We start from the raw sequence: 16,990 nt of genomic DNA on the forward strand, positions 1-16,990 counted from the left end.
AGCGGGCAAAGAGAGCGGGTAGTCAGCCGCGTATGTGCCGGACGACGACGCCTTGCCCGGCCTGGGATCGTGCAAGCGTGGGGGGGAATCTAGCCGCCGCCATAGCCCCGCGCAACTTGCGACATCTTCCCCTAAGTGATAAAAGGTGCCCCTTCGCAAAAACACACAGGGGAACGACGTGAAAGACGCGTCAACGTCGTCGGATGCCGTAGAAGAGAGCGGCCCGACGCTTCATCGCGGTTTACAGAACCGACACATTCAACTTATCGCCCTTGGCGGCGCGATTGGCACCGGCCTGTTTCTCGGCATTGGTCCGGCGATTCAAATGGCCGGCCCGGCGGTCTTGCTGGGCTACGCGGTGGCCGGGATTGTCGCTTTTCTGATCATGCGCCAGCTGGGCGAAATGGTGGTGGAAGAGCCGGTATCCGGCTCCTTTGCCCACTTTGCCTACAAATACTGGGGCCCGTTCGCCGGCTTCCTGTCCGGCTGGAACTACTGGGTGATGTTCGTGCTGGTGGGAATGGCGGAGCTGACCGCCGCCGGGATCTACATGCAGTACTGGCTGCCCGACGTTCCGACCTGGATCTGGGCGGCGGCCTTCTTCCTCATTATTAACGCCGTCAACCTGGTCAACGTGCGCCTGTATGGCGAAGCGGAGTTCTGGTTCGCGCTGATAAAAGTGCTGGCGATTATCGGCATGATTGCCTTTGGCCTGTGGATGCTGTTTGGCGGCCACGGCGGCAGCAAGGCGGGTTTCGATAATCTGTGGAAGCACGGCGGTTTCTTCGCCACCGGCTGGCACGGTCTTATCCTGTCGCTGGCGGTGATCATGTTCTCCTTCGGCGGGCTGGAGCTTATCGGCATCACCGCCGCGGAAGCGCAAAATCCGGAAAAGAGCATTCCGAAAGCGGTCAACCAGGTGGTTTATCGTATCCTGCTGTTCTATATCGGTTCGCTGGTGGTGCTGCTGGCGCTCTACCCGTGGGTGGAGATCAAATCCGACAGCAGCCCGTTTGTGATGATTTTCCATCATCTCGACAGTAACCTGGTGGCGTCCGCGCTGAACTTCGTCATTCTGGTGGCTTCGCTGTCGGTCTATAACAGCGGCGTGTACTCCAACAGCCGGATGCTGTTCGGCCTGTCGGTGCAGGGCAATGCGCCGACCTTCCTCGCCCGCGTCAGCAAGCGCGGCGTGCCGGTGAACTCTCTGCTGCTCTCGGGGATTATCACCTCGCTGGTGGTGGTGCTGAACTACCTGCTGCCGCATGAAGCGCTGGGACTGCTGATGGCCCTGGTGGTGGCGACGCTGCTCCTGAACTGGATCATGATCTGTATGGCGCACCTGAAGTTCCGCGCCGCCCAGCGTCGCAAAGGGCGTGAGTCGAAGTTTAAAGCGCTGCTGGCGCCCGCCAGCAACTACTTCTGCATTGCTTTCCTTGGGCTGATTCTGGCGCTGATGTGCACGATCGACGGGATGCGTCTGTCGGCGATCCTGCTGCCGGTGTGGATCCTGTTCCTGTTTATCGCCTTCAAACTGCTGCGCCGCCCGGCGTAAGCGAGATGCCCCGCCGTCCGGCGGGGCTGCCTGCCTTTTTATTGTGATCCTCTTCGCAGGTGGCGCATTTGCCTGGCGATCTTCTTTTTGTAATCGATTACTTTTGTTTTGAGCGATTTTGTAATCGATTACTTTTCTGAGGGCGAGCAACATGGTCACAACAACAGAAGGTCGGGAAAGTGTCCGCGTGAGCCACCGTTTTCTGGTGCCGCGGCTGTCGTTAATGATGTTTATGCAGTTCTTTATCTGGGGCAGCTGGTCGGTGACCCTGGGGCTGGTCATGACCCGCTATGAGATGTCATTGCTGATCGGCGATGCGTTCTCCGCCGGGCCGATCGCCTCCATCCTGTCTCCCTTTGTGCTGGGGATGCTGGTGGATCGCTTTTTCGCCTCGCAGAAGGTGATGGCGGTGATGCACCTGGCCGGGGCGGCGATCCTGTGGTTTGTCCCCCAGGCGCTGGTGGCGCAGAACGGCGCGCTGCTGATTGGCCTGCTGTTCGGCTATACGCTGTGCTACATGCCGACCCTGGCGCTGACCAACAATATCGCCTTCCACAGCCTGGCTAACGTCGATAAAACCTTTCCGGTGGTCCGCGTGTTCGGCACCATCGGCTGGATTATCGCCGGGATCTGCATCGGGGTGACCGGCATCTCTGACACCACCGGCATCTTCACCCTGGCGGCGCTCTGTTCGGTGGCGCTGGCGATCTATAGCCTGACGCTGCCCCACACCCCGGCGCCGGCCAAAGGCATGCCGGTTCAGTTTCGCGATCTGCTGTGCGCGGACGCCTTCGCGCTGCTGAAAACGCGCCATTTCCTGATTTTCTCCCTCTGCGCCACCTTAATTTCCGTGCCGTTAGGCACCTATTACGCCTATACCGCGTCGTATCTGGCGGATGCCGGCGTTAAGGATGTCAGCACCGCGATGTCCTTCGGCCAGATGTCAGAGATCGTCTTTATGCTGGTGATCCCGCTGCTGTTCCGTCGCCTCGGGGTGAAATACATGCTGCTTATCGGCATGGCGGCGTGGTTTGTGCGCTATGCCTTTTTCGCCCTCGGCGTCAGCGAAGAGGGGCGCTTCCTGCTCTATCTCGGCATTTTGCTGCACGGCGTGTGCTATGACTTTTTCTTTGTCGTCGGCTTTATCTACACCGACCGCGTGGCGGGCGAGAAGGTCAAAGGCCAGGCGCAGAGCATGATTGTGATGTTCACCTACGGGATCGGCATGCTGCTGGGCTCGCAGATCTCCGGCGCGCTGTATAACCATCTGGTGGCCGGGCAGAGCGTGCCGCAGGCCTGGGTGACCTTCTGGTGGATCCCGGCGGTGGCCGCCGCGGTTATCGCGCTGATTTTCCTTTTCTCTTTCCAGTATAACGAGAAAGAGCCGCACTAATTTTTCAGGAGGGGGTATGAAAACGATTAAGGGACCGGGCATTTTTCTGGCGCAGTTTATCGGCCCGCAGGCGCCGTTCAACACGCTGGAGGGGGTGGCGCAGTGGGCCGCCGGCCTGGGGTACAAGGCATTGCAGATCCCCTGCAACCACCCGGCGATTTTCGATGTCGAGCGGGCGGCGGCGAGCCAGACCTACTGCGACGAGGTCAGCGGTGTCCTGGCGGAGCATGGGCTGGCGATCAGCGAGCTGTCCACCCACCTTGAAGGACAGCTGGTGGCGGTGCATCCGGCGTATGACGCAGCGTTTGACGCCTTTGCTCCGGCGGCGCTGCATGGCGATCCGCAGGCGCGCCAGCGCTGGGCGGTGGAGAAGGTCAAGCAGGCGGCGGTGGCCTCCGGTCGCCTGGGGCTGAAGGCCCATGCGACCTTTTCCGGGGCGCTGGCATGGCCCTTTTTTTATCCATGGCCGCCGCATAATCAGCCGCTTCTGGATGAGGCCTTTGCCGAGCTGGCCCGGCGCTGGCGGCCGCTGCTGGACCTCTTCGACGAGCAGGGCGTTGATGTCTGCTATGAGATCCACCCCGGCGAAGACCTGCATGATGGCGTGACCTTTGAGCGTTTTCTCGCGCGGGTGGATAACCATCCGCGCTGCAATATGCTCTATGACCCGAGCCACCTGCATCTGCAGCAGATGGACTACCTGACCTATATCGATATCTATCATTCGCGTATTAAAGCGTTTCACGTCAAGGACGCCGAATTTCGCCGCAACGGGCGCAATGGCGTCTACGGCGGCTATCAGCCCTGGCAGCAGCGGGCTGGCCGTTTCCGCTCTCCCGGCGACGGGCAGATCGACTTCAAAGGGGTGTTCAGTAAGCTGACCGAATATGATTTTGACGGCTGGGCGGTGCTGGAGTGGGAGTGCTGCCTGAAGGACGCCGAGACCGGCGCGCGCGAGGGCAGCGAGTTTATTCGTCGCCATATCATTCCCGTTGCCGGGCGGGCCTTCGATGACTTTGCCGCCGGCGGGAGGGAATAATATGATTCAGGTCGCGATTATTGGGGCAGGGTTTATTGGTCCGGCGCATCTGGAGGCGCTGCGGCGGCTGGGGGATATCGAGGTGGTGGCGCTGTGCGACAGCAGCCTTGAGGCGGCGCAGCGCAAGGCGCGAGCGCTGAATATTGCCCATGCCTACGACAGCGTGGAGGCGCTGCTGGCCCATCCGGGGCTGCAGGTGGTGCATAACTGTACGCCGAACCATCTGCATGCCCAGATTAACCGGCAGATCCTCGCCGCCGGGCTGCACGTCTTCTCCGAAAAACCGCTGTGTATGACGGCGGAGGAGGCGCGGGAGCTGGTGACGCTTGCCGCCCGGGCCGGCGTGGTGCACGGCGTCAGCTTCGTCTATCGCCAGTTCGCCATGGTCCAGCAGGCGGCGGCGATGATCCGCCATGGCGATGTCGGCAGAATCTTCGCGGCGCACGGCAGCTATTTACAGGACTGGATGCTGCTGGAGACCGACTACAACTGGCGGGTTGATGCGGCGCAGGGCGGCGCGTCGCGAACGGTGGCCGACATCGGCTCCCACTGGTGCGATACCGTGCAGTTTATGACCGGTCGGCGGATTGTCGAGGTGATGGCGGATCTGTCTATCGTCTGGCCGACGCGTAAAGCGCCAGTGAATGGCAAAGCGACCTTCAGCGCCGTTCACGAGGCGCAGGGATATGAAACCCGGCCTGTCGATACCGAGGACTTTGGCTCGGTGCTGTTGCGTTTTGACGATGGCAGCAAAGGCAGCTTTATGGTCTCTCAGGTGAGCGCCGGGCGGAAAAACCGTCTGGCGGTGGAGATTAACGGCAGCCGCTGTTCTCTGGCCTGGGATCAGGAAGTGCCCCAGCGGCTGTGGATTGGCCATCGCGAGCAGCCGGATCGGCGGCTCAGCGACGACCCCAGCCTGCTGCGGCCGGAGATCGCTGACAGCGCCCATTACCCCGGCGGCCATATTGAGGGCTGGCCGGACGCCTTTAAGAATATGATGGGCCATTTTTATCAGGCGGTGCGCGCCGGGAAGATGCCGGAGGCCGGGGCCCGGCGCTTCGCCGCTTTCGACGACGGCGCCGATGTGATGTACATCATCGAGGCGATCGTCAAAAGCCATCAGCAGCAGCGCTGGGTGAGCGTCGAACGCTGAATTCTGGCGGGGCGCAGGACGCGCGCCGCCGGGTTATTTCACCCCAAGATAGCCGTCGAGATAGGCCCCGGAGAGCTCATTGCCGAACAGGACGGCATCTTTATTTTCCATCGCATTATCCCATTTGTCGCTGGCGTTGCCGGTAAAGGCGTGCTCGGTGCGGGTGCCCTGCGCCGCCTGTTGTTTGATGGCCTCGGCGGTGCGGCGGGCGTCGCTTTCGCTCATGCCAGCGGCTTTATCCTGCTGGCCGCGGGCGTACATCGCCGTGAAGGTCGGCAGGTTTAAACGGTAATTTTCCTGACGGTTGACGGTGAAGTTGCCGCCGACAAAATCGGAGCGGTGGGCGACGAACGCATAGGCGTGGCGTTCCGGTGACGATTTTGACGAGGTGCAGCCGGTGATCGTTACCAGGGCACAGCTGAGGGCGAGAATCGCGGTGGAGAGCCTCATGGGGATATCATCCTTAATCATAAAAGCACAAATGGGGCGCAGGCGGTCTGTTGCGCCTCCTGCGCTAATAAGCATATGAAACGGCAAAAGGATGCGCGTTAACGGGGCGGGAGAGAAGCCCTGATTATTAATAGTTTCCCGAGACACCGTCTTACTGAGCCGCGCTTGCGCGCCAGGCTGGCAGGCCAACCAGAGGTCATTTATGATAGCCTGCAGGATCCACCTCTATCGCAGGAAGTGCAGGGTTTATGTCTATTCAGAAAATTGCTCGTCTGGCCGGCGTTTCGGTGGCCACGGTGTCGCGGGTGCTGAACAACAGCGATACGGTAAAAGCCAAAAACCGTGAGCGCGTGCTGCAGGCGATTAAAGAGAGCAACTATCAGCCGAACCTGCTGGCGCGTCAGCTGCGAACCGCCCGCAGCAATATGATCCTGGTGATGGTCTCCAATATCGCTAACCCCTTTTGCGCCGAGGTGGTGAAAGGGATAGAAGAAGAGGCGGAAAAGAACGGCTACCGCATTCTGCTGTGTAACTCCGGGTCGGATCTGGCCCGCTCGACCTCCGGCCTGCAGCTGCTCTCCGGCAAAATGGTCGATGGCATTATCACCATGAACGCGCTCTCCAGCCTGCCGGAACTGACCACCATGATTGGCGATGCGCCCTGGGTACAGTGTGCGGAGTATGCCGACACCGGCAGCATCTCCTGCGTCGGGATTAACGACGTCGAGGCGGCCCAGGGGGCGGTGTCCCGGCTGGCCGACGGCGGGCGCCGGCGCATCGCGCTCATTAATCACGACCTCAGCTATCGCTACGCCCGTCTGCGCGAGCGCGGCTATAAAAGCGTGCTGCACGTGCACGGTCTGGCGTATCAGCAGGTGACCTACGCGCAGGATCTTAGCGCGGCGGCCGGTAAACGGGCGATGGAGCAGTTGCTGTCGCAAGACGAGAAGCCCGACGCGGTATTTGCCGTATCGGACTCCCTTGCCGCCGGGGCGCTGCGGGCGATTGACCAGGCCGGGCTGCGGGTGCCGGAGGATATCGCGGTGATCGGCTTCGACGGCACCGAGCTGGCGGAAGTGGTCTCCCCGCAGCTGACCACCGTTGAACAGCCCTCCCGGGCGATCGGCCGCACGGCGGTGGATCTGTTAATGAAACGCATCGACGATCCCGACGCCGCCGTCGAGCGAGTGATGATGGACTGGCGCGTGATCGCCCGCGCCAGCGCCTGAGGTTAGCGGGGGAAGGCCCCCGTCAGCGCGCGAATGTCGTTGCCGGTGGGCGTTTGATGAATGCGTAAGCCAAACTCCTCCACCACGGCGAAGACATGGTCGAAAATATCCGCCTGGATCCCCTCATATTCCGCCCACACCACGGTGTTGGTGAAGCAGTAGATCTCGATCGGCAAGCCGTTGGCATCCGGCGCCAGCTGGCGCACCATCAGGGTCATATCCTGGCGGATGCGCGGATGATGACGTAAATACTCCTGCAGATAGGCGCGGAAGGTGCCGACATTGGTCATTCGGCGCTCGTTGAGGACCGATTGCTCCCCGGCATACTGCTGGTTCCAGGCGCTAATCTCCTCGTGGCGCGAATCCATATAGGGTTTAAGCAACTTCGCCCGGATCAAGCGCTGCTGCTCCTGTTCATCGAGGAAATGAATGCTGGTGGTGTCGATGTTGAGGCTGCGCTTAATGCGGCGGCCGCCGGAGGCCGACATCCCGCTCCAGTTTTTAAACGAGTCGGAGACCAGCGACCAGGTTGGAATGGTGGTGATGGTGTTGTCCCAGTTGCGTACCTTGACCGTGGTGAGGCCGATATCGATCACCGCGCCGTCGGCGCCGTACTTCGGCATCTCCAGCCAGTCGCCAAGCTTGAGCATATCGTTGGCCGAGAGCTGGATACCGGCCACCAGACCAAGGATCGGATCTTTAAATACCAGCATCAGTACCGCGGCCATCGCGCCGAGCCCGCTAATCAGGATCGCTGGCGACTGGCCTATCAGCAGGGAAATAATCAGGATGCCGATAATAATCGCCGTCACCAGCTTAATTCCCTGGAATATCCCCTTCAGCGGTAGCTGAGAGGCGGCGGGAAATTTCTGCGCCAGCTTTAAGATCACATCCAGCAGCGAGAAGAAGGACAGCATGGCATATATCATCACCCATAGCTGAGCCACGGTGGTTAATATTTCTGCGGCCTCGCTGCCTTTTTGCAGCCACAGCACCGCCTGCACGTTAACGATGATCCCCTGCAGGGTAAAGGCCAGTCGGTGAAAGAGTTTATTCTGCGTGATGATTTGCAACCACAGATGGCTGCTGGCCAACGCCCGTTTTTCAAAAGCGCGCAGGACCACTTTGTGCAATATCAGATGCACGACGACGGCGGTGAACAAGATAATGCCGAAGATAATCATCAGCGAGCGGGTAGGGGTTATTTCGATTCCTAAGGCGGCAATTTGCGATATTAATTCCTGCATAACGTCTCCTGAATATCCAGCGGGTATGATGACCGCTGGATAACGATTATGCAAATTACCGCCGCCGGTATTACGACGCCGCCGTCGCCGGCTGTCGGTTGAGATGATGGCGCAGCCACAGCGCGATGGCCCCCAGCAACAGCATCATGGCCACCTCGACCAGCAGAAAATCAATCAGCGCCTGCGGATAGTTTCCGCCGCCGCGGCGGGCCAGCGCCAGAAACAGCGAACCGAGGATAGCCGGCCCGAGACCGAGGGTCGCCTGCTGCAGGGTGCTGAGGATGGCGCTCCCGGCCCCGGCGTCGCTGGCGCTGATATCGCGCATGCCAATCCGGTAAAAGCTGTTGACGATCAGCGCCTGACCGTAGCCGATCAGCGCCGTAGCGGGGACCAGCGTCAGGGCGGTGGTGGCGACGCCGAAGCGGGAGAAGGTGGCGCACAGCAGCAGTAGCCCGGCGATCTGCACCGTCAGACCGGTCAACAGGATCCGCCCCATGCTGTAGCGGGCGATAAGCCGCGGGGCATACAGCGCCGAAATAAAATAGGCCACGCCGAGGGCGATAAAGCTATTGCCGGACTGCCACGGCGCCATCCCCAGCCCCTCCTGCATGGTCAGCGCCATGCAGAACATAAAGCCGGACCAGGCGCTGAAGAACAGCAGAGCGATGGCCATCCCGAAGCGGATGCTGGTCAACTGCAGCAGACGCGGCGGCAGCAGGGGATGGTCGCCGCGCTGCTGCTGGCGCAGGGCGCTCTGACGCATGGCGAACAGCAGCGGCAGGACCGCCACCAGCATCAGCTGCAGCCACAGCGGCCAGTGCAGCTCCGGACCGAGGGCCATCGGGAACAGCAGGCAGCAGAGGATGAGGGCGAGGTACAGGGTACCCTGCCAGTCAATCCGCGACGGCGTCTCACGACGGGTTTCCGGCACATAGCGGCGGCTCAGGGCCAGCACCAGCAGGCAGATCGGCACATTGATAAAAAAGGCGTTGCGCCAGCCCAGCCCGGCGATATCCGCCGATACCAGCCAGCCGCCGCCCATCTGACCTACGATAAACGCGATCCCGCCGATCCCGCCATACAGGCTGATGGCCCGGGCGTGGGCCGGGCCTTTGAGGGTGACGTGCAGGGTGGCGAGGATCTGCGGCACAATCAGCGCCGCCCCGGCGCCCTGCAGGGTGCGGGCGGCCAGCAGGGCGCTGATGCTGTTCGCCATGCCGCACAACAGGGAAGCGATGCCAAAGAGAGCGACGCCCCACATAAACAGGCGACGGCGGCCATAGTTATCGCCAAGCTTACTGCCCATCGCCAGGCAGACGGCAAAGGCGACGCCGTAGAGCGCGACGATAAGCTCCAGCTGCGTGGCGCTGGCCGCCAGGGTGTGGGTGATGGCGTCCAGCGCCACATTGGTGATCGAGGTATCAATAAGCGGCAGCATCTGGCCGCCCAGCAGCAGCCACAGACCGGCGCGGCCGGGTGAAACAGCAGACGTTTTCATGGGGTTCTCCATTGCGTCATTCAGCAGACCGACGTAGCATTACCGATAAATTAAACGGGTACCAGTTCCTGTCTATACTGGTATTGGAACTACCATGCTGGAGGGGTGATGACCACGATGCCGCAACGAGAGTCGACGTTCGCCGTGCCGGACGATCGGCGCAAACAGCTGGGGGCGTTTCTGCGCGCCCGGCGTGAGAGCCTCGATCCGCAGCGCCTGGGGTTGCCCAGGGTGGGCCGCCGGCGCACGCCGGGTCTGCGCCGGGAGGAGGTGGCAATGCTTGCCGACGTCGGCGTCACCTGGTACACCTGGCTGGAGCAGGGGCGGGAGGTGAATCCGTCGGAAGCGGTGCTGGTGGGGGTAGCGAATGCCCTGCAGTGCAGCCCGCTGGAGACCCGGCACCTGTTCGTACTCGCCGGGCTGACCCCGCCGGAAGCGACCCAGGTGACGGTATGCGAAGGCATCAGCCCCGGCACCCGGCGAATGCTCGACAGCCTGATGCCGCAGCCGGCCAGTATTCAGAAACCGAACTTTGATATTGTGGCCTGGAACGACAGCTTCTGCCGCCTGATGGGCATCGATTTCGCCACCCTCCCGGAAGAGGATCGCAACTGCATTTATCTGTATCTGACCCATGAGACCTGGCGCAGCCGGATCGAAAATCGCGATGTGCTGCCGACCTTCGTCTCCTATTTCCGCGCCGCGATGGCCGAGCACCGCGGCGATCCGGCATGGGAAAACAAACTGGCGCGCTTTTTCGCCGCCTCGTCGGAGTTTGAAGCGCTGTGGCATCAGCGCTACGAGGTGCGCGGCGTGGAAAACCAGATTAAACATTTTAACCACCCGCAGCTCGGGCGATTCAGCCTGCAGCAGATGTACTGGTATTCGGCGCCGCGCAACGGTTCGCGCCTGCTGGTCTACCTGCCGATGGACGAGGCGGGCGAGCAGGCGCTGGCGTGGCTGGACCAACATTAATCACAAGGAATCAGATGGCTGGCAATGTGTCAACTTCGGGTATTGCCCGGCCGGCGCTGCTGGACGGTTCCCTCTCCCTCCGGGAATAGGGGAGGGAAAGCACTGTCGGGAAGTCCTGTATGTTATCTGCGACTTCAGCGCACATTGCGCTCCCGGTTAGTCTTCTGCGTTATATCTCTCATGGCGCAGGGAGCGCACAGGGGGCGGCCAGTCGCCGCCGCCCCCTGCACCCCCGGGCTCCGGCCAGCAACATCGCCACTGCGTGGTGCCTTCGACTTATCCCTGCAGGCTTCGGGTCGGGCCGAGGCAGCGTCCGTGCAAAACACGGCCCTCAGCCCGCATCCATGCGGGCTGCCCCGGCCTGCCGGGAACGTCTCAGCGATGTTGAGGCCGCAACACCGGCAGTTTCAGCAGCCCCAGGCTGGGACCGTAGGCCGGGTCAGGCGCAACTGCCACCCGCAGAAAGGCGAGCACATTAGCGAAAACAGGTTTGTCATCAGTCTCAAGGAATGCCTATGAACGTAACCCGAAAAGAGCAGCGCATTATTCAGCGCGCGCTGAACGCCTGGCAGGCCAGCGGGGAGTTAACCCCGGCGGACAGCCAGCGGCTGGCGCAAACGCTGCGCGTCTCCCCCTTCGACTGGCGGCGTCTGAGCCGCTATGCCTTCTGGACCGCGCTGGCCTGCGTGCTGATTGCTCTGGGCAGTCTGTTCGCCGACAATGAACTGGTGGCGTGGCTGCTGAGCCTGTTCAGCCGCTCGGCGCTGACGCGGATCCTGCTGCCTGCGCTGCTGGCTGTCGCCTGCTACGCCTGGGGTTTTCGCCGCCAGCGGCGGGAAACGCAGTGGCACTACAGCACCGAGGCGATTTTGTTTCTGGGCGTTGTCTTTACCGCGGTGGCGCTATGGCAGCTTGGCGAACGGCTGGATAACGGCAGCGGCCATATCGCGCCGCTGTTTCTGGCCGGATGCGTGATTTACGGCGCTATCGGCTATGCTGCCCGCTCCGGGCTGGTGTGGCTCTTTTTTCTGCTGGCGCTGGGCAACTGGTTTGGCGCGGAAACCGGCTATGTCTCGGGGTGGGGCGCCTACTGGCTGGGCATGAACTACCCGATTCGCTTCGTCCTGTTCGGCGGCGCGCTGCTGGCGCTCTGCTACGGCGCGCAGTCCCTGCTTCGCCAGCGGCAGCTGTTTACCGTCAGCAAGGCGATGGGCCTCACGTATCTGTTTATTGCGCTGTGGATCCTGTCGATTTTCGGCAATTACGACGCTGACAGCTGGTACAACGTAAGCCAGGCGCGACTCCTGCCGTGGGGGCTGCTGTTTGCCGCGGCGGCCGGCGTCTGCATTTTTATCAGTCTGAAAACCGATGACGCAATGCTGCGCGGCTTTGGGTTAACCTTCCTGGCGATCAATCTCTATACCCGCTTCTTTGAGTTTTTCTGGAACGGGATGCACAAGGTGCTGTTTTTCCTGATCCTTGCCGTCTCGCTGGCGGTAATTGGCCGTTATGCCGAGCGTATCTGGCACGCGGGTGAAAGGCAGGTGGAGAACAACTAACCTCGCTTTGAGAACGCTAACCACTCAGGCCGCGCTAAGTCGCGGCTTTTTTTCGTCCATGATTCCAGTTTCAGCACGTTTTTCTGCGATTGGCAGCAAATGCGCATACGCTTGCCGGGCATCGGCAAAATTAGCCTTTAAGGCAATTTGCCTTATATGCTAACATTTAGAGGAAGGGAGTCTGATGTTCAGAATGGTTGTGCACGTGGACGTTAAAAAGGAATTGCAGGCGCTTCCGGCCATTGTCCAGGCGAAGATGATCAGGCAATTAGACAAGTTACGCCAAAATCCCACCGCGCTGAGAGAACCTGATAGTAAACCGCTGGGGCAGGGGCTATTCGAAATTCGGGCGTTAGGTTCGGTACAGGGGCGGGGGATTTACGTTTTTCAGCAAGGCAAGACGCTCTTTCTGCTACGGGTTTTTGTCAAGAAAACGCAAAAAACCCCGTCATCGGAAATTCGCCTGGCGCTGAAGCGATTAGAGGAGATGCGCAATGAGTAAAAAGATCATTGACTGGGATACGTTAAAAACGGAACTGCTCAGCCAGCCTGAGGTTCAGGCTGCGTTCGATGCGCAAGAACGTCAACATCGATTACGTACTATGCTGGCGCAATGGCGCGAGCAGGCGGGGCTGACCCGAGCCCAGGTGGCGCAGAGGATGGGGGTGAGTGCGCCAACGGTCTCCAGAATGGAAGCCAATATCACCCGCGCCAGTCTGGATACCTTAACGCGATACGCGTTAGCCTGCGGTATAAAGCACCCGCAAGTTTTACTGTATTAAATTAAGGCGCCCGGCGGCGCTTCGCTTGCGCGGGCCTACGGTGAGGGCTAACCAGCTGATATAGAGAGGGTTATGTAGGCCGGGTCAGGCGTAGCCGCCACCCGGCACTGACAAGCGACACCACAGGCGCCCGGTTAAAGGTGCCTTGTGCGGAGATTAAATCTCGGTAATCGTCGTCGACTGCGGCAGACGCGACTTCGGCAGGGAGGCGTTAAAGTCTTCAACGCTATGATGGCCGACCGGGACCACCACCAGGCTGGTGTAGCCCTGGGCTTTCAGGTCAAATTCCTCATCGAGGATCGCAAAATCAACCCCTTCAATCGGCACGGCGTCGAGACCCATCGCCGCTACGCCCAGCAGGAAATTGCCGACGTTGAGATACACCTGCTTCGCCATCCACTGATCGTCATCCTTCAGCTCTTTGCGGTGCATATCGGCAAAGAAAGTGCGACCCTTGTGGTTAGCGGCTTTTGCGTCCGGGGTGGCGAAACGGCCATCGGCCTCTTCCTGATCCACGACGCGCTGCAGCCAGGCGTCGTCCATCGCGGTTTTCGCGCAGAACACCACCACGTGCGAGGCGTCGAGAATTTTACGTTCGTTGAACACGTAGGTACCGCTGGCGGCTTTCGCCACGCGGGCTTTCCCTTCATCGGTGCTGGCGACGATAAAGTGCCACGGCTGGGAGTTGGTGCTAGACGGGCTGTACTGCAGCAGCGTTTTCAGCTGTTCCGCTTCCCCGGCAGTCAGCTTTTTCGTGGCGTCAAAGGCCTTGGTGGAATAGCGCTTCAAAGCGACCGATACGATATCCATAACTCTTCCTCACAGTTTACAGCACCTTACCGGTGCGTTCAGGAGAGGAAGAGTACAGCGAAGATCGCCAAATGATAAGGGTGAAAAATGCGATAACACTTATCGCGTTTGGCTGAAAATCAGCGCGGACGCAGGCGCTGCTGGGCCTTTTTGCTCAGCTTGTTCACCACCTGATGCCATGAGTCGTCAATCAGCTCGGCCAGCAGATCCTCGCTGATATCGTCCCCCGGCACCACCGTGATCCAGTGTTTCTTGTTCATATGGTAGCCCGGTTCGATACTGCGATAAATTTCCTGATTGAGCAGCGACTTCTGCGGCTCGGCCTTGAGGTTGACCAGCGCCCGGCCGCGAATGTTCATGGTGATCATAAAGATGCGGCCGTCGACCTTAAACACGTCGTACTCCGGCCCAAAGGGCCAGCAGTGCTCGGTAAACGGGTAGGTCAGGGCGATACGGTGGGCGCAGGGGTGCAGCGTTTCCGGCGTCATTTGGCGTCCGCCTCATGCAGGGCGTTCCACATGGCTTCAAAGCCGAGGGCGATAATCTCCCGGGCGCGCTGCGGATCGTGGCTGGCGAATTCGATAGTGGTTTCCGCCAGCGACAGAAACAGGGCATCGCCAAAGGCGCGATACGCTTCGCTGAGGAATATCTCTTTCACCGACAGCTGGCACATTTCGTTGAGCTCCGGAAAGCTCTCTTTCACCTGGCGGCGGGTTTCGTCCGTGATGCGCTCGCTGAGCGCCATCCGGCGGATCGCCTTGTGCTCCATCGGGTTGCGCACGCCCCAGTCGATATAGCTGTTCCAGATATTGCGCGCGTTCTCTTTCGGGCGCTTTTCGTCCGGATCCAGCCCGGCGATCATCATCCGCACCAGGCGCAGCTTAATGGCGAGGTACAGTTCGTTGAGCAACTCATCCTTGGTGGCGAAATAGCGAAACAGCGTCCCCTCGGCAACCCCGGCGCTGCGGGCGATGGCCGACGTTGAGGCGGCGATGCCGGACTGGGCGAAAGCCGCGGCGGCAGCTTCCAGTAACGCTTGCTTTTTATCTTCACTCTTTGGACGAGCCACTACATTTTTCCTCACGCAGGTTTAAACAAACCGCCGATCTTTGCACGTCTGACCAGGTCGCTGCAACGGCGGAACGCAAAAATTGAAAATCGTCTTGACGACTTTCATCACATTCCTAATAATGAGTGCGTACTCACTCATAATCAAGTTATATCATAAAGCCTCCGGGATGGGGGCTTTTGTCTGGTCAGGATATGAACCGTGTCACTTTCAGCGTGGTCGCCATCATGTTACTCGCAGCAGCAACGACATTGCCGTTTGTCCTCAATGCCGGTTTTGGTAAGGCGCCGCAGGGGGCACAGCTTAGCCAGGTGGAAGCGTCTCCCCACTACCGGGACGGCCAGTTCCATAACCAACTGCCCACGCCGGGATTCACCGGGCAGAAAAATATGTTGGCGGCGTGGTGGGATTTTTTGATGACCAAACGGGAAAACGCCCGTCCCGCGCAGCCGCTGCCGCTGGTGAAAACCGATCTGGCGACGCTGCCCCTCGGGCAGGACGTGATGGTCTGGCTCGGCCACTCTTCCTGGTATCTGCAGCTGGCGGGAAAACGCATCCTGATCGACCCGGTGTTCAGCGATTACGCGGCGCCGTTCTCCTTTATCAATAAAGCCTTCCCCGGCGATTATCCGTGGCGGGCGGAAGGGATGCCGGAGATCGATCTGCTTATCGTCTCCCACGATCACTACGACCATCTGGATTACGCCACCATCCGCGCTCTGCTGCCGAAAATTAAGCGGGTCATTACGCCGCTGGGGGTTGGGTCGCACCTGCGCTACTGGGGAATGGACGGGGCGCTGATTACCGAAGCGGACTGGCAGCAGGCGATTCCGGTTAGCGACGAGCTCACCGTCCACGTCCTGCCGGCGCGGCACTTTTCCGGCCGTGGGCTGAAGCGCAACCAGACGCTGTGGGCCAGTTTTCTGTTCGTTACCCCGCAGCAAAAGATTTATTACAGCGGCGACAGCGGGTATGGGCCGCACTTTAAAGCGATAGGCGATGAGTTCGGTCCGATCGATCTGGCGATCATGGAGAACGGACAGTATGACCAGGACTGGAAATATATCCACATGATGCCGGATGAAACGGCTCAGGCTGCTGACGACCTGCGCGCTCGCGCGGTGCTGCCTGGGCATGCAGGACGATTCGTTTTGGCGAAACACAGCTGGGATGAACCGTATCAACGGCTGGCGACTGCCAGCGAAGGAAGGGCCTGGCGTCTGCTGACGCCTGTGCAGGGCGAGCCGGTGTGGGTCGCCGATAAGACGCAATCATTTAACGCCTGGTGGCGCTAAGCGCCAGTGCAGCATCAGAGGAGAGAGCATATGACGATTTCCGCTCAGGTGATTGACACTATCGTCGAGTGGATTGATGACAACCTGCATCAACCGCTGCGTATTGATGATATCGCTCGCCATGCCGGGTATTCGAAATGGCATCTGCAACGGCTGTTTTTACAGTATAAAGGGGAGAGCCTGGGGCGCTATATACGCGAAAGGAAGCTGCTGCTGGCCGCCCGCGATCTGCGCGACACCGATCAGCGGGTCTACGATATCTGCCTGAAGTATGGCTTCGATTCACAACAGACCTTTACCCGCGTCTTCACCCGGACCTTCAATCTGCCGCCGGGCGCCTACCGTAAAGAGAACCACAGCCGCGCCCACTGAGGCGCGCCCTTCCTGATTTAGCGTTCGAGGGAAAACCAGCGACGCCATACCCAGCGCAGCACCAGATACTCAATGGCGCCCAGCGCCAGGAACCACAGACAAAACAGCACGGTATAAAGCTGGTTGAGATCCATCATATGGAATGTCTCAACCAGCTTTTGCGCCAGCGTCAGGCCCAGCGACGGCGCGGGCAACAGCAGACAGGAGAGCAGGGCCAGCAGTAAGATCCCGGCGGCGGAGAGGAGCGTTTCCAGCGGATGTTTCATGTCATGTTAATCATCAGTTAAAAAACATATTGTCCGGCAAAATAACACCTAACGCAATATGCTTTGTATTTTACTCGCCTTAATGCGTCTCTTTTTAATATTATTGCCTGCGTTTTCTTCTCATGTTAATTAATCTGAAATAATTTGTAATTAAATTAAAACCCGTTGCTTGTAAATTAACGTCATTATTATGCCAGCGCTTTTACAAAACTATAAGTGCTATACCCCACCAGCGTGGCAGCGATGATGGCCAGCAGGATGTACAGCGCCAGACGGCGTCCGCGGTAGATTCCAAACA

18 protein-coding genes are annotated in these 16,990 nt (G+C 59.8%); 11 read left to right on the forward strand and 7 right to left on the reverse strand.

Annotated elements, in window-relative coordinates:
• Window positions 1-178 precede the first annotated feature (178 nt).
• The 4 genes from pheP to K5R89_RS22575 all read left to right on the forward strand — a co-directional run bounded on the left by pheP (window position 179) and on the right by K5R89_RS22575 (window position 5,140).
• Window positions 179-1,555: a phenylalanine transporter gene (gene pheP / locus K5R89_RS22560; protein WP_023288717.1), complete on the forward strand. Its 1,377-nt coding sequence runs from the start codon at window positions 179-181 to the stop codon at window positions 1,553-1,555.
• A 187-nt stretch (window positions 1,556-1,742) separates the two neighbouring features.
• Window positions 1,743-2,948, forward strand: coding sequence for an MFS transporter (locus K5R89_RS22565; RefSeq protein ID WP_072096478.1), 1,206 nt, complete (start codon window positions 1,743-1,745; stop codon window positions 2,946-2,948).
• 16 nt (window positions 2,949-2,964) lie between these two features.
• A complete protein-coding gene (locus K5R89_RS22570) occupies window positions 2,965-3,987 on the forward strand; it encodes a sugar phosphate isomerase/epimerase (protein WP_023288719.1) in 1,023 nt (340 codons plus the stop codon).
• Window position 3,988: 1 nt separating this feature from the next.
• Window positions 3,989-5,140: a Gfo/Idh/MocA family protein gene (locus tag K5R89_RS22575; protein ID WP_087776295.1), complete on the forward strand. Its 1,152-nt coding sequence runs from the start codon at window positions 3,989-3,991 to the stop codon at window positions 5,138-5,140.
• A 33-nt stretch (window positions 5,141-5,173) separates the two neighbouring features.
• Here K5R89_RS22575 and K5R89_RS22580 read toward each other — a convergent pair whose 3' ends face one another.
• Window positions 5,174-5,590, reverse strand: coding sequence for an Exc2 family lipoprotein (locus K5R89_RS22580; protein ID WP_023288721.1), 417 nt, complete (start codon window positions 5,588-5,590; stop codon window positions 5,174-5,176).
• Window positions 5,591-5,838: 248 nt separating this feature from the next.
• Between K5R89_RS22580 and K5R89_RS22585 the strand changes: the two genes are divergently transcribed.
• Window positions 5,839-6,819 carry a LacI family DNA-binding transcriptional regulator gene (locus tag K5R89_RS22585; protein WP_017900840.1) on the forward strand — a complete coding sequence of 327 codons (981 nt, stop codon included), beginning with the start codon at window positions 5,839-5,841 and terminating at the stop codon, window positions 6,817-6,819.
• A gap of 2 nt (window positions 6,820-6,821) precedes the next feature.
• Here the strand turns inward: K5R89_RS22585 and K5R89_RS22590 are convergent, their stop codons facing one another.
• Together K5R89_RS22590 and K5R89_RS22595 are read right to left on the reverse strand one after the other, a co-directional pair.
• The gene (locus K5R89_RS22590) at window positions 6,822-8,066 is read right to left on the reverse strand and encodes a mechanosensitive ion channel family protein (RefSeq protein ID WP_032454965.1); all 1,245 of its coding nucleotides are present in this window, start codon (window positions 8,064-8,066) and stop codon (window positions 6,822-6,824) included.
• Window positions 8,067-8,136: 70 nt separating this feature from the next.
• Complete coding sequence (locus K5R89_RS22595) at window positions 8,137-9,564, reverse strand: MFS transporter (RefSeq protein ID WP_072414144.1); 1,428 nt, start codon at window positions 9,562-9,564, stop codon at window positions 8,137-8,139.
• A gap of 108 nt (window positions 9,565-9,672) precedes the next feature.
• On the opposite strand from K5R89_RS22595, the gene K5R89_RS22600 reads away from it, so the two are divergent.
• The 4 genes from K5R89_RS22600 (at window position 9,673) to K5R89_RS22615 (ending at window position 12,880) form a co-directional block, all read left to right on the forward strand.
• Window positions 9,673-10,539, forward strand: coding sequence for a helix-turn-helix transcriptional regulator (locus K5R89_RS22600; protein WP_023288725.1), 867 nt, complete (start codon window positions 9,673-9,675; stop codon window positions 10,537-10,539).
• A 515-nt stretch (window positions 10,540-11,054) separates the two neighbouring features.
• On the forward strand, window positions 11,055-12,098 hold the full coding sequence (locus tag K5R89_RS22605; RefSeq protein WP_032454993.1) for a DUF2157 domain-containing protein: 1,044 nt from the start codon (window positions 11,055-11,057) through the stop codon (window positions 12,096-12,098).
• Between the two features lie 184 nt (window positions 12,099-12,282).
• A complete protein-coding gene (locus K5R89_RS22610) occupies window positions 12,283-12,600 on the forward strand; it encodes a type II toxin-antitoxin system RelE/ParE family toxin (RefSeq protein WP_049013659.1) in 318 nt (105 codons plus the stop codon).
• Window positions 12,593-12,880 (forward strand): helix-turn-helix transcriptional regulator, encoded by a 288-nt coding sequence (locus K5R89_RS22615; RefSeq protein ID WP_049013658.1) that lies wholly within the window; start codon window positions 12,593-12,595, stop codon window positions 12,878-12,880. The genes K5R89_RS22610 and K5R89_RS22615 overlap by 8 nt, the downstream gene beginning before the upstream one ends.
• A 156-nt stretch (window positions 12,881-13,036) precedes the next feature.
• On the opposite strand, the gene nfsB is transcribed toward K5R89_RS22615, so the two are convergent.
• The 3 genes from nfsB to K5R89_RS22630 all read right to left on the reverse strand — a co-directional run bounded on the left by nfsB (window position 13,037) and on the right by K5R89_RS22630 (window position 14,759).
• The gene (gene nfsB, locus K5R89_RS22620) at window positions 13,037-13,690 is read right to left on the reverse strand and encodes an oxygen-insensitive NAD(P)H nitroreductase (RefSeq protein ID WP_023288731.1); all 654 of its coding nucleotides are present in this window, start codon (window positions 13,688-13,690) and stop codon (window positions 13,037-13,039) included.
• A 119-nt stretch (window positions 13,691-13,809) separates the two neighbouring features.
• Entirely contained in the window at window positions 13,810-14,178 is a 369-nt protein-coding gene (locus K5R89_RS22625) for an MmcQ/YjbR family DNA-binding protein (RefSeq protein WP_048296969.1), read from the reverse strand.
• Window positions 14,175-14,759 carry a TetR/AcrR family transcriptional regulator gene (locus K5R89_RS22630; RefSeq protein WP_023288732.1) on the reverse strand — a complete coding sequence of 195 codons (585 nt, stop codon included), beginning with the start codon at window positions 14,757-14,759 and terminating at the stop codon, window positions 14,175-14,177. Before K5R89_RS22630 ends, K5R89_RS22625 begins: the two co-directional genes overlap by 4 nt.
• A 179-nt stretch (window positions 14,760-14,938) precedes the next feature.
• On the opposite strand from K5R89_RS22630, the gene K5R89_RS22635 reads away from it, so the two are divergent.
• Both K5R89_RS22635 and K5R89_RS22640 read left to right on the forward strand, forming a co-directional pair.
• Window positions 14,939-16,054 carry an MBL fold metallo-hydrolase gene (locus K5R89_RS22635; RefSeq protein WP_217259573.1) on the forward strand — a complete coding sequence of 372 codons (1,116 nt, stop codon included), beginning with the start codon at window positions 14,939-14,941 and terminating at the stop codon, window positions 16,052-16,054.
• Window positions 16,055-16,084: 30 nt separating this feature from the next.
• A complete protein-coding gene (locus K5R89_RS22640; protein WP_004202492.1) occupies window positions 16,085-16,426 on the forward strand; it encodes a RamA family antibiotic efflux transcriptional regulator in 342 nt (113 codons plus the stop codon).
• A 17-nt stretch (window positions 16,427-16,443) separates the two neighbouring features.
• Here the strand turns inward: K5R89_RS22640 and K5R89_RS22645 are convergent, their stop codons facing one another.
• A complete protein-coding gene (locus tag K5R89_RS22645; protein WP_002893037.1) occupies window positions 16,444-16,692 on the reverse strand; it encodes a DUF1158 domain-containing protein in 249 nt (82 codons plus the stop codon).
• Between the last annotated feature and the right edge of the window lie 298 nt (window positions 16,693-16,990).

The organism is Klebsiella sp. TF21-TM (genome assembly GCF_019753495.1).
Classification (GTDB): domain Bacteria; phylum Pseudomonadota; class Gammaproteobacteria; order Enterobacterales; family Enterobacteriaceae; genus Klebsiella; species Klebsiella quasipneumoniae.